This window comes from Pseudomonadota bacterium (assembly GCA_018817425.1).
Classification (GTDB): domain Bacteria; phylum Desulfobacterota; class Desulfobacteria; order Desulfobacterales; family RPRI01; genus RPRI01.
Window position 1 is genome coordinate 1 of record JAHITX010000016.1, and the last position, 12440, is coordinate 12440.

Annotated in this window: 17 protein-coding genes; 7 read left to right on the forward strand and 10 right to left on the reverse strand. The window is 35.7% G+C overall.

All coding sequences use genetic code 11. The features are described 5' to 3' along the window. Positions 1–145 precede the first annotated feature (145 nt). Entirely contained in the window at positions 146–598 is a 453-nt protein-coding gene (locus KKC46_04050) for a hypothetical protein (protein ID MBU1052986.1), read from the forward strand. A 5-nt stretch (positions 599–603) separates the two neighbouring features. Here KKC46_04050 and KKC46_04055 read toward each other — a convergent pair whose 3' ends face one another. Further along, positions 604–900 (reverse strand): hypothetical protein, encoded by a 297-nt coding sequence (locus KKC46_04055; protein MBU1052987.1) that lies wholly within the window; start codon positions 898–900, stop codon positions 604–606. A 270-nt stretch (positions 901–1170) separates the two neighbouring features. Here KKC46_04055 and KKC46_04060 point away from each other — a divergent pair, with 270 nt between their 5' ends. The 3 genes from KKC46_04060 (at position 1171) to KKC46_04070 (ending at position 2641) form a co-directional block, all read left to right on the forward strand. Continuing rightward, complete coding sequence (locus KKC46_04060; GenBank protein ID MBU1052988.1) at positions 1171–1437, forward strand: hypothetical protein; 267 nt, start codon at positions 1171–1173, stop codon at positions 1435–1437. Positions 1438–2193: 756 nt separating this feature from the next. After that, complete coding sequence (locus tag KKC46_04065; protein ID MBU1052989.1) at positions 2194–2460, forward strand: type II toxin-antitoxin system RelE/ParE family toxin; 267 nt, start codon at positions 2194–2196, stop codon at positions 2458–2460. Further along, the gene (locus tag KKC46_04070; protein ID MBU1052990.1) at positions 2453–2641 is read left to right on the forward strand and encodes a hypothetical protein; all 189 of its coding nucleotides are present in this window, start codon (positions 2453–2455) and stop codon (positions 2639–2641) included. Before KKC46_04065 ends, KKC46_04070 begins: the two co-directional genes overlap by 8 nt. A 249-nt stretch (positions 2642–2890) precedes the next feature. Here the strand turns inward: KKC46_04070 and KKC46_04075 are convergent, their stop codons facing one another. The 9 genes from KKC46_04075 to KKC46_04115 all read right to left on the reverse strand — a co-directional run bounded on the left by KKC46_04075 (position 2891) and on the right by KKC46_04115 (position 10522). After that, positions 2891–3124, reverse strand: a complete 234-nt coding sequence (locus KKC46_04075) for an ORF6N domain-containing protein (protein ID MBU1052991.1) — start codon at positions 3122–3124, stop codon at positions 2891–2893. Positions 3125–3161: 37 nt separating this feature from the next. Further along, on the reverse strand, positions 3162–4133 hold the full coding sequence (locus KKC46_04080) for a serine acetyltransferase (GenBank protein ID MBU1052992.1): 972 nt from the start codon (positions 4131–4133) through the stop codon (positions 3162–3164). Between the two features lie 11 nt (positions 4134–4144). Further along, positions 4145–4993: an amidohydrolase gene (locus KKC46_04085; GenBank protein ID MBU1052993.1), complete on the reverse strand. Its 849-nt coding sequence runs from the start codon at positions 4991–4993 to the stop codon at positions 4145–4147. A 242-nt stretch (positions 4994–5235) separates the two neighbouring features. Further along, positions 5236–5685 (reverse strand): hypothetical protein, encoded by a 450-nt coding sequence (locus KKC46_04090; protein ID MBU1052994.1) that lies wholly within the window; start codon positions 5683–5685, stop codon positions 5236–5238. Positions 5686–5695: 10 nt separating this feature from the next. Then, positions 5696–6820 carry an ABC transporter permease gene (locus KKC46_04095; protein ID MBU1052995.1) on the reverse strand — a complete coding sequence of 375 codons (1125 nt, stop codon included), beginning with the start codon at positions 6818–6820 and terminating at the stop codon, positions 5696–5698. 4 nt (positions 6821–6824) lie between these two features. Next, positions 6825–7931: an ABC transporter permease gene (locus KKC46_04100; GenBank protein MBU1052996.1), complete on the reverse strand. Its 1107-nt coding sequence runs from the start codon at positions 7929–7931 to the stop codon at positions 6825–6827. Positions 7932–7939: 8 nt separating this feature from the next. Next, entirely contained in the window at positions 7940–8665 is a 726-nt protein-coding gene (locus tag KKC46_04105; GenBank protein ID MBU1052997.1) for an ABC transporter ATP-binding protein, read from the reverse strand. Next, positions 8655–9587: an ABC transporter ATP-binding protein gene (locus KKC46_04110; GenBank protein MBU1052998.1), complete on the reverse strand. Its 933-nt coding sequence runs from the start codon at positions 9585–9587 to the stop codon at positions 8655–8657. The genes KKC46_04105 and KKC46_04110 overlap by 11 nt, the downstream gene beginning before the upstream one ends. Next, positions 9587–10522 carry an efflux RND transporter periplasmic adaptor subunit gene (locus KKC46_04115; protein MBU1052999.1) on the reverse strand — a complete coding sequence of 312 codons (936 nt, stop codon included), beginning with the start codon at positions 10520–10522 and terminating at the stop codon, positions 9587–9589. Before KKC46_04115 ends, KKC46_04110 begins: the two co-directional genes overlap by 1 nt. Before the next feature lie 415 nt (positions 10523–10937). Here KKC46_04115 and KKC46_04120 point away from each other — a divergent pair, with 415 nt between their 5' ends. From KKC46_04120 to KKC46_04130, 3 genes are read left to right on the forward strand one after another with little or no spacing between them, the layout of a single operon-like run. Continuing rightward, positions 10938–11159, forward strand: coding sequence for a DUF1573 domain-containing protein (locus KKC46_04120; GenBank protein MBU1053000.1), 222 nt, complete (start codon positions 10938–10940; stop codon positions 11157–11159). A 30-nt stretch (positions 11160–11189) separates the two neighbouring features. Beyond that, on the forward strand, positions 11190–11648 hold the full coding sequence (locus tag KKC46_04125; GenBank protein ID MBU1053001.1) for a hypothetical protein: 459 nt from the start codon (positions 11190–11192) through the stop codon (positions 11646–11648). Between the two features lie 8 nt (positions 11649–11656). Beyond that, the gene (locus tag KKC46_04130) at positions 11657–12274 is read left to right on the forward strand and encodes an HAD family hydrolase (protein MBU1053002.1); all 618 of its coding nucleotides are present in this window, start codon (positions 11657–11659) and stop codon (positions 12272–12274) included. Positions 12275–12440: the final 166 nt, after the last annotated feature.

The window sequence follows — 12440 nt, forward strand, 5'->3', positions numbered from 1 at the left end:
AGATGCAATATAAACAGAGAATAATAAAAAACATGAAAAACCGAGCTAAACAATTTGGCCTGAAACTGGTGGAAGCAGCTGATGTGGCTGGGACTGATATTGCTGTGCCATCAACAATATAATTTAAAGTTTATTGGGAGTCAATATGTTTTTTATATTCAGCAACATAATTTCTGCCTTGATAGGCAAGCGTAAGTTTATAAACTCCGTCTGGTTTATGAAGGCTTTCTGTAAGTATATCCTTTGCCCATTGTTCGTAATTATTCCATTTTTTGTTGAAGCATCCCCTTATGGGGAAGAAAACATGGGGGGTGAAAAGCCGGGCAGCTTCTTTGTGAGTAGCAAAGACAGCGCTAAACTTGTCTATGGTAAAATTATTGAAAAGATTAAAACTGAAATCTCGGTCAAAGGATTTTCTAAACTCGGCAGCAGCATTGGCTTGACGGACTTTATGGTTATTTCTCCAAGCAAAATACGCCCCGATACAAGCGAGAATCAGGAGGCCGATGAAAGTGTTGAAAGTCAATTTGATATCCTTATTTGGTTTATAATAATTGTTTTGTTCCCGCTATATTATGCTTCATCAAAAAGCATATAGAGAGATTAATTATATACCCCATCGTCTAAAGAGGATTTTTTTTTGTTTATATTTTCTGATGAACTTTTTTTACAGTTAATAGGGTTGGGATACATATAAGTACAATGATATTCGATGCCTTCACATGTTGCGGTGAAGTTATGAATACCACGATAAACGGTTTCATTCGTTATTATTATTTGATTTGGTGGGCATCCAATAGATCCGGATGCTAAAGATTTTGATATTCTTGCGGAAGTGCAACCATTGATTAACGGTCCAAAAATAGCAATTATTACTATAAACTTAAATACTTTGCCCATGTTATTCTCCTATATGTTATTAAAAGTTTTATAACAGGTGGTTATGCGATTTATCAACGTCTTTTAACGTAACTAAATAGTTTTTTTGCACAGGAGATTAAATGTCTAAGATTTTCTTCATTAATCGTAGCAACCCCGGTAGCAGTATCATATGTGCTTATATCTTGCTTGGCGTTCTCATATTTGCCAACGGCCATGCGGAAGCGTGCTCGTTTATAAATCGGGATGTAATGCTCAATCAACAAACAAACTATAGTATGCGGATACAGCATGTCCTCCGTGTTTAATCTGGTTACTAAGAGATGTAAACAGATCTACAGAGATGTTGTTAAATTCTTTCCGCTTATCACGTCCAATGGCTTGCCAGTTTCCAAAGATAATCCCAATAATGAGAGTAATGAAGCTAAAGACGACACTGTAACTATTGAAACTTTGAAGGAACTCGGTAAACATTTATTGAGACTCCTTTTCTTTTTTTTGGTTGGGTTTTTCTTAGGCGGTGGTTTTACATGGTCTCCATTCTACAGAAAAGAATAACAAGTGATTATAAAGTTTTGGATAGCTTTACCATTGTAAGAAACTCTGGAAAGATTAAAAACAAATTATTCTAAAACCAAAAGTTAGCTACACAAAACTTGTAATTTATTTATTTTATTATATTCAATAATTATATAGCTTATTAACAGATTTTTTATGGTAATATTTTTCTATCTTTATGTATATCATTCAATTTTACGGTTCATATAGAAGGATGATTCATTTACATTGAATCCTCAATATCCCGCATAGCCTGCCCTAAAAAAACAAAAGCCCCTTGCTTCAATTATCTGAAGATCGGGGCTTTATTGTATCCGGTCATTCTTAATCCTTTTAAGAGTAAAAAGCTAAAACGATATAACGGATTATTTATTGAAGATTCTATATTGAAAGCAACGGGAAATCTTCGACAATAATGAGCAACTATACATAAATTCCGCTAACATTTTGCTTTAATTAAATCAATAAATATTTAAAAAGTATTAGAGATTTCTTATTATCAATATAATGTAAATTTAACGTGACACTTTAAATTTGCATCGTATTTTGCCCATATAATTTTCACTTATGCCGGTATTCCTTTGAATGTAAAGAGCCCCGGTATAGGGCAAGGCAATTGAAGTAAATTATCAGAAGATTGGCAAAAACCGCCTTGATAAGGCAAGATGTTTATGAGATAGTAATCACAATAAGGATAAATAAATAAAACCGAGATAGACTGAGCATGCTGCTATCACCCAAACCGGCAAAAAGCGTATGATGGAAATTCAATACTCTGAAAAAGCAGTAAAGCAAATAAACAAAATATATAAAGGTGATAAAAAAAGCGCCGGTATGATATTAAAAACCATAGAAGCCTATGCAAAAAATCCCGAAGAGAAATTTGACGTTAAAGTATTGAAGGGTAAATATGGAGAATTTAAAAGACTTCGGGCAGGAACCTATAGAATTATATTTGAAGACAATGGTAACATTATTTTGATTTATGAAATAAAACATAGGCAGGGAGCTTATAATGATTAAGACACAAATAATAAAAGAAGACAATAAACCTGTGGCCGTTATCCTGGATTATAAAGAATATTTGAGATTAAAGGAAGTTGAACAGGATAAAATCGATTATTTATCCGCCGTTGAAGTTAAAATAAAAAATAAAAAATGGCTATCTCATGGTGATCTTAAAAAAACATTGGGTTTAGATTGAAGTAATGGTTCCCGGAAGAGTAAAACCTCCTTGCCGCCTTGCTATCTCTTTGAATGCAACCCGGTATTAGAGAGAGTAAAAAAACCAAAACAAGATAAGGGGTTACTTATTCCTGTATAAAATAGAACAGCTTGTCCAATGAACATAAATTTAAAATTGGCTAACACTTTGGATAAATTAAATCAATAATTATTTATATTGAAAATTATTCAAAAACTATTCTTTCAACTACTGCAACATTGCCTCTACTTACCGTATTCCCGTTTCTTTTCTTTTACCGTAAATCCAATTTTCAAATTCTTCTATTGACAGCTCAAACATGAAGTCAGGAGGGAAGCGGTCAATGTTTCTTCTGACCGCCTGTTTTAGGACTTTTGTCTCTACTTCGTAGAGCTCTGCTAAGTCTCTATCAAGCATAACCTTTGAATCCCTTATAAAGTATATTTTGCTGACAATTGTTTCTGCCGGTAATAATTCAGTCATTGCTATGATCCTTCGGGTTTAATATCCGCATTTCCTCTTACGTTTGGATCTTATAGTTTTTTTTATAAATAAGACGGGGATTTTCCATAATAACGGTTGTATCGGGCCTTACAGATTCGGTTATCCAGACATTTCCGCCGATCACAGAACGTTTTCCTATTACGGTATTTCCACCAAGTATCGTGGCCCCCGCATAAATAATCACATCATTTTCTATTGTCGGATGCCGTTTTTTTCCTTTAAGAAGTATACCGGCGTCTTTTGGAAGTGAAAGAGCTCCCAGTGTTACGCCCTGGTATATACGAACATTTTTGCCGATAACAGATGTTTCACCTATTACTACCCCTGTGCCGTGATCAATCGTAAAGCTTTCGCCAATTGTTGCTCCCGGATGTATATCTATACCTGTAAGACTGTGAGCATATTCGGTTATCATGCGCGGAAGAAGAGGTACACCGCTTTTAAAAAGTTTGTTGGCCAGCCTGTAAACCATTATGGCATAAAGGCCGGGGTAGCTGAAAATAATCTCATCATGGCTTGAAGCAGCAGGATCTCCGTCAAATGCAGCCTTTAAATCGGTTGCAAGTATTTTGCGGATAGACGGAATGGATTCAAGAAATTCTATGGCTATTTTATTTCCACGTTGGCTGCAATCGCTGCATTCCTGGCTATACCTGAAACAATCGTGTCTTATGCAGTTTGAGATCTGCTCCGAAACCATATCAAATAAAACGGAAACATTTTGACCCATGCAGTATTTAAGGTTTGCAGGATCAATCTTTTCTTTCGCAAAAAAACCCGGAAACAGAATTTCTTTCGATTTATTTATAATTTCAACAACAAATTCTCTTGAAGGGATTGGCTCATAATCAATATGCGTAAAACATTTTGTATCATAGCAACTTTTTATTATCTTTTCTGCAACCCCCGGAAGACGGGTTCTTGTTTTTAAAACCGAATCGGCATCTATTCTGCATTTTCTGTCGTCTTCAGATATTTTTTTCGGCATATATTTCTCCTCTAAAACCCATGAATACGCATATAATTACCGGATAAAATATTTGTGCGAACATTATCATCATCAACATACTTTAATATGAAATCATAATACTCGGCTGTCAGAGCCGGTTCATCGAATACTGTATCCGAACCGAACAAAACACGGTCGCTGTATGTTGTAATAAAATCCACATACTTTTTGCTGTCTTTTTTCATAAAGGGCAGCAGGGAAGAAAAATCTGTATAACAATTTTTGTATTGATCCATTAACTGTGATATGAGTTTTCTTGAAGAACCAAAATGCGGAATTACTACAGGATGCTTCGGATATGCCTGAAGAACTTCTTTTACAAAATCATTGTACTTTCTAAGATCGGCATGAAAGATTACCGGCCAGCCGAAACTTACCGCCTGCTCTGTCATATTTATTATAAGCTTCTCCGATTCTTTTACCGAACGTTTGAAATAATTCTCCCAACCTATAATGCCAAGCTCCTTGTCTTCTTCCGGAACATATAAAATTTTTAACCCTTTGAATCCGCTTTTGCGATATGGTATAAGATCAACTGACTGACCTTCTATAAACCGGGTATCAAGATATGGAAAAATATTAAACTCATCTTCATTTATTTTTTTTGCAGTTGAAATGTCAAATCCTGATCCTTCATTGAAAAAAAAGGAATCACCTGTTCTGTCATGGTAAGCGACAGGAATTAATTTTAAAAGATTATTTATATCATCGGGGTGATAGGCTACAATGATAACAGCGACTCCTCTTAAACCCCGATCTATCAGAGACTGCCACTTGGGCCTCACAGGCTCAAAAGAACCTGTCCAGAAAAAATGAACGTGTCCGTCATAAAATATCATTTTACATTTCCTTATCTGATTGGTAAATGCCCGTTCCCTCTCTCAGATTCCCCCTTAGCAAAGGGGGATTAAGGGGGTTGTAATAAAATACGGAACAACCCCCTGGCCCCCTTTTTTAAGGGGGAATTTACTGTGATTTGTTTTTTATACGGGGGTTGATTATGTCATTTCCAAATGTGGTTACCCTACGGCAACTGTTTACCCACGCAAAACAGCGAAAAGCCGTATTTGCTGATTTCATGTTAAGCATTTTTTCCAAGATGGAAAAAGAATATCCTCATATACCTTACACTCGAAAGTATAAGCGCAAATCCTATTGCCGCATATACTATCGATAAATAAATCTTGGGAATTGTTGAATTCCGGACAATTATTCCTATTACTGCCATTACTGCCACATTTATATAACTCTTCCAGTCCATGAAAGAAAATATGCACTTTTTTTCTTTGGCAGGAAGTAATCGTCTTAAGTTTATATCTACAATTTTCAAAAATCCAAAATGGTGTATTAACAAAGATAATACAAAACTAATACCTGCTATCAACCAATAATTTATATTTTGTATTTCATGCAGCCAGTAATATGAAAAACTTAACAGCATTATTCCGCTGCAAATCCATATGAAACCGGCTATAAAAATTAAAGCCCGTTTATCTGCCGCAGGTTTGATTTTTCTCAGTTTTGTTATCATAAAATAAATATTATCCCAGTTTTTTCTTAAATCTTATTATTGCCGCAAGAAATAAACAACTGCCGAAAGTAACCAGTGAAAGAGTTTCAGGTATAAGATCTTTTATTGTAGTTCCTTTGAGATATATTTCCCGCAATATTATTATAAAGTAGCGAAGCGGGTTAAAAAGCGTGATCTTTTGTATTACATGGGGCATATTTGCAATAGGAATAAAAAAACCCGAAAGTAGTATGAAGCAAATCATGGTAAACCAGGCCAGAAACAGAGCCTGCTGCTGGGTATCCGCTATTGTAGAAATAAAAACACCGAGCCCTATCGTTGAAATTATAAAAATCATAGATTCAAATACCATAAGAAGAAGGCTGCCTTTAACTGCTATCCCGAAAATAAGATAGATGAAACCCATTGCAATATTTATCACAACAATGCCGAGAATGGAAAAAGGTATAATTTTACCGAGAACAAGCTGATATGATCTTATCGGTGTTACCATAAGCTGTTCCAGTGTCCCGATTTCCTTCTCGCGCACTATGCCCATACTTGTAAGAAACATCGTAATTATAAGAAGCATAATGGCGATGATTCCCGGTACAATATATGGTTTGCTTTCCAGATTTGGATTATACCAGAACCTTGGTTCCGTTTCCACTCTGTGAATATTTTTAACATGAAAACCTAAATCGGGAGAAGATTCTATCAGCCGTTTCTGATAGTTTTGCATAATTTCCGAAATATAACCAAGAGCCACTCCGGCGTAGTTTCCATCTACTCCATCAACAAGAACCTGAACATCCGGTTTTTTATTAAGCACTATATGCCGCTGGAAATGTTTTGGGATTACTATTGCAAGATTTGCTTTTCCTGAACTAAGGTAATCTGAAAGCTTGCTGTAGCTTTCTTCAAATCCTATAGTTTTAAAATATCCGCAGTGGACAAACTGAAGAACCAATTCTCTGCTGTATGGTGTCCTGTCCTGATCCTGAATGACAAGCTTTATATTTTTAACATCTGTTGTAATAGCGTTTCCAAGAATAACAATTTGAACCAGAGGAACTATAAAAATAATTCTAAGCATTGCCTTATCGCGAAAAACCTGCCTGAATTCTTTTTGAACAAGATAAAATATCTGGCGCATTTTATTATTCCAAAGTCATTTTAAAACGTTTAATTGCAATAGATATCATAAAAAGGCCGATAGCGGACAAAGCCGCCACCTGTTTCCAAAGCATCATAAACCCGGTTCCTTTGAGCATAATGCCACGTATGATGATTAAAAAATGAGTGGCAGGTATCAGATTTGATATTAGCCGAAGGGGAAGAGGCATACTTGCAATAGGAAAAATAAATCCGCTTAACATAATGGTCGGAAGAACGGTTGCCATAATAACCGCAAGCATCGCTGACTGCTGTGATTGTGCAGATGCGGAAATCATAAGGCCAAAACTCATTGCTACAAATATATACAAAAGCGCAAAAGCACTCATTAATATCAGGCTGCCGTTAATGGGCACTTTAAACAAAAACTTTGCAAAAAGAATGATTATGGTTCCGTTTAAAAAACCTAATGTTACATATGGGATTACTTTTCCTATTACTATTTCTACAGGATAAACCGGTGAAACCAGAATTTGTTCTAAAGTACCGGTTTCCTTTTCACGTGCAATGGCAATGGATGTTAATAATGCGCTTATAAGAAGAAGTATAAATGCCACAAGTCCGGGTACGAAAAACCTGGAGCTTTTTAAGTCAGGATTGAAAAATATCCGTGGTTCAAGATTTATTATTCCGGGAGTTTCGATGTTGATTTTCCCATTATATATCTGCATTACCTTGTTGCTGTAGTTATTTATAAATGTCGCAACATTTGAATCCGCGGCATCTATCAAAAGCTGTACTTTTGTTGTTTGCTTTGAGGTAAGGCTTTCGGAAAAATCTTTGGGAATTACCAGAACCATCTGGATTTTTCTTTCTTTAAACAAAGAATCTGTTTCGCTGCGTTTTATATCCATAAATTTTAATACAAAAAATTTATTTCCTGTAAAGCTTTGGATAAGCTCCCGGCTCTTTTGTGTTTTACTGTCATCGATTGTAGCAAAACTTATGTTTTTCATATCAAACGTAATGGCATAACCATATAGAATCACCATGACGATCGGCATAAGAATTATTATAATAAGAGAAACCTTATCTCTGAAAATATGTATATATTCTTTAATAATAAAATTTGTAATTCTTCGCAGTTTCATTTTTAATCTTACCCGACCAGTTCAACAAAAACATCCTGAATGGAATCTTTGCCATATTTCATTTTGAGGTCAGCAGGTGTTCCCATTTCTATTATTTTGCCTTTATGCATTATAGACAGCCTGTTGCAGTATTCGGCTTCATCCATGTAATGGGTTGTGACAAATACGGTTTTCCCGCTATTTGCGATTTCATAGATTATCCTCCAGAAGTTGCGCCGAGAAACAGGGTCAACTCCGCCTGTAGGCTCATCTAAAAATATAATGGGAGGATCATGAAGTAAAGAAGTACTTAATGCAAGTCTCTGTTTCCATCCCATAGGCAGGGTTTTGGTTAAAGAATTTTGCACATTTTCCAGATGAAGCTCGGATACAAGAAGCTTTGTTTTGTTCAGTATCTCTTTTCTGGATAAGCCGTATATTCCTCCGTAAAATTCAATATTCTCTTTGACTGTAAGATCTTCATAAAGAGAAAATTTCTGGCTCATGTAGCCTATATGTTTTTTTATGTTAGTACTATCTGTTTTGATATTAAAACCTGCAACATTAGCTTCACCTGATGTTGGTTTTAAAAGTCCGCAAAGTATTTTAATAGCCGTTGTTTTTCCGGCTCCGTTTGCTCCCAAAAAGCCGAATATTTCCCCTTTTTTTACTTCAAAAGAAATTTCATCCACCGCCACAAATTTTCCGAAATGGCGGCTAAGCTTTGATACGCTTACTGCAATATCAGTTTCCATTAACATTATTACCTTCAACAAGCGCTATAAACAAATCTTCAACCGATGGTTCTATCTGTGTTAAATCAAAGTTTTGTTTTAAAATGTCTTTAATATCTTCATTGATTTTTTCAGCAGATATATTTTTTGGAAAAGTAAGGTGAAGGCTGTCACCGAAAGACTGAACGGAAATTATACCTGTGATCTTTGCAATCGGGTCTATATTACTGATAAGATCCGTTCCGGAAAGCTTGTAGATATTATTATCTATACGACTGGTAAGCGTTTCGGGATTTCCGCAGGCAAGAATAACTCCTTCGTGCATAATTGCTATGCGATCGCATTTGAGCGCTTCATCCATGTATGGTGTAGACACAAGAATTGTAACGCCTTCGTTTTTTAATTCCTTCAAAATTATCCAGAATTCGTTTCTTGAAACAGGATCGACGCCGGTTGTAGGCTCATCAAGTATAAGCACAACAGGATCATGAATAAGAGTACATGATAGAGCAAGCTTTTGCTTCATACCTCCGGAAAGCTGTCCTGCAAGCCTTTTCGCAAAGGGTTCAAGATTGCTGAACTGAAAAAGCCTTTTTTTCCTTTCGGCGATTTCTTTTTTTGGAACTTCAAACAGTTTTGCGAAAAAATTCAGGTTCTGGTTTACGGAAAGATCGGGATATAAAGAAAACCTTTGAGGCATGTAGCCGGTTATGCTTCTGATTTTTCTTATATCTTTTGAAACATCAAGATTGTTGACATAAATTTCTCCTGTATCCGGTGCAATCAAGGTTACAAGAGCTCTTATGGTTGTGGTTTTTCCGGCTCCGTCCGGCCCTATCAGGCCAAACAATTCGCCTTTTTCGATATCTATGTTTAAGTTTGCAACCGCCTTTGTTTTACCGTAGGATTTTGAAAAATTTTTGATGCTTATTATAGGCAACATTATGATTCCCTGTTTACAATAACTGTAACAGGCATACCGATTTTTAAAATTCCGTCATCATTAGACACAGTAACTTTTGCGGCATATACCAAAGAAGCTTTTGTCTCTTCGGTAAGGATGGTTTTGGGAGTGAATTCCGATTGATCCGATATCCATGATACCCGGCCTTCCATTGTTTTATCCTCAATTCCGTCAATTTTAACCTGTACTTTCTGACCAAGCTTTATAAAAGGCAGGTTTTTTTCTTCTACATAAATTTTTGTCCATAGTGTAGATATATCAGCGATATCACATACGGGACTTCCTGTGGTAAGCAGTTCTCCGTTTTCAACATACCTTACCAATACCGTACCTGTAACAGGAGATGTAATTGTTGCATCTTTGAGCTGCTTATTAATGATATCTGATGCGGATTTCACCTGTTTTGCCTTGCTGTTAATTGCATCAATTGAAGACCGGATATAATTAACCTGCTCGTTTGCAGCGCCATATTGGGTTTTAAGATCATCAACATCCTGCTGCACGGCTGCATTTATCTTAAAAAGGTTTAAAAAGCGGTCATATTTAACTTTTATATTATCTCTTTCAAATTTTGCTTTTTCAAGTTGTGCAAGCAAAGCATTGTATTGATTCTTAAGTTCTTCAAGAAGTGCTTTATTCTGATCAAGCTGGTAACCGAGTTTTTCGGTTTCCACATTTACAAGCACCTGGTCATTTTTTACTAACATGCCCTCGTCAAATTTAAGCCCGGTTATTATACCCTGTGCCTGTGAGCTGACACGGGTAATATCCGCATCCATTATGCCAGTATATTTCATGGAAGAGTTATTGTTTTTGTTACACGAAGAAATGAATAAACAAGCGGTAAAAAGCAGTAGAATGAGAACTCTTTCAGTAAAATAAAATTGACCGGTACGTGTATTGGGGTTTATCATAAACTTTTCTTTTATTATAACTTTATTAAGAAGGTTAAAAAGCAGTCGATATATTAAATGTAAGAGTCGGTTTCAAAACGTTTCAGTTTGGTCAAGCTCAAGGCAGGCGAAAATTTCAACCACAGGAATACATAGTGTATTTCGAGGATTAAAATTTGAGCCCAACGCAGAGATCGGCCAAAATGGAGCGTTTTGCAATTGGCTCGTAAGTAAGATATTAAAGTAACAGCATATTGGTGTCAAGGAAGATATTAGGGAAGATATACAGGAGGTTGATATATGTTATAATTTGGCATTCACAGTGGGAAAATATAATAATTAGAGTATTAACAGTTCATCATAATTAGCTTGACATTTTAATTTATAATTCTATCTTTTAAATAAAATTTAGATAGATAGCTATAGAGGAGTTTTTATGAAACACAAATTAATTATTGCCTGCTTTTTTGTTATTTTGTTCGTTGCGTCATATTCGCTTTCGCATGGTGACAACGGGCAAAATCAGCCAAATACCGTGATCCCTGACAGCAGTTATATATTTGACCAAATCCCTGAAGGAACTAAAGTAGTGCATGATTTTGTGATAAAGAATACCGGAGAAGCACCTCTTGAGATTCATAAGGTACAAACAGGTTGAGGGTGCACCGCTGTTTCTTATACGAAACAGATCCCTGCCGGAGGCGAGGGAGTAATAACAATAAGTCTAAAAACAACAGGATATGGCGGAAAGTCTGTTAAGAAATACATAGCTGTTTATACCAATGACAGAAATAAACCAAAGCTAAACCTTGCAATACGAGGATCTGTTGAAAAAATTGTTGATATCAGCCCTAAAAAAGCGGTCTTAAGCGGACCACTGGATAAGGAATTATCTGTTTCTGTGATTATTACGCCGGAAGAAAAATACCCTTTTAAAATAAAAGAAGTTAAAGCTAAAAACGGCTATAACATAAGTGTTAGGCTTGAAAATGATAACAAAGATAATCAGGGCCAGTATACAGTAATTGTTAAAAACACTGCAAAATTAAAAAGAAAATACTACGACTGGGTTTATATTTATACTGACAGTCCGATTAATGACATAATTACAATCCCTGTGATTGGGAATATAATTGATGGTAAATAAAGGAAAATATGAATGACATTAAAGTAGTTGCTTTTGACTGTGACGGAGTTATGTTTGATTCCGGGCAAGCCAATATGGATTATTATAACACTGTTCTTAAATATTTTGGCAAACCGCAGATGACACCCGATCAGTTTGTTTATGCTCATATGCATACAGCGGATGAAGTACTTTCTCATCTTTTTAGAGATCCTGAAAGTCTTGAAGCTGCACAGTTATTTCGAAAAGAAATGTCATACAAGCCGTTTTTCAAGAGCATGAAAATTGAACCGGATTTGATAAGCCTGCTGAAAAAAATCAAGCCAAAATATAAAACCGCTATCGCTACAAATAGAACAGATACCATGCAGGGAATTTTATCAGAATTTAACCTTGAAAGCTATTTTGATCTTGTTGTATGTGCCCTTGATGTAGTGCACTCAAAGCCCCATCCGGAATCTTTGCTGAAAATTATTGAATACTTTGATGTTGAACCTGCTCAGGTTCTTTATGTGGGAGATTCGGTTGTAGATGAAACGGCAGCAAAAGCTGCAAATATTCCTTTTGTTGCATACCGTAATGATAAACTTTCTGCTGATTACTACATCATGCGCCTGGAAGAACTTGAAGACATGCTTCTCGGTTAAATACAGTAGAGACGCAAAACCTTTATAGAGACGCAAGATTTTGCGTCTCTACTTTTTGTCTTTTTTGTTCGCTAAAAAACCTTTTACCAGCATTACAGGCATATAAACAATAATTGAAAAAGACAACAGGCCTAAAGACTGCCAGATATCTTTAGGTTTTACATAT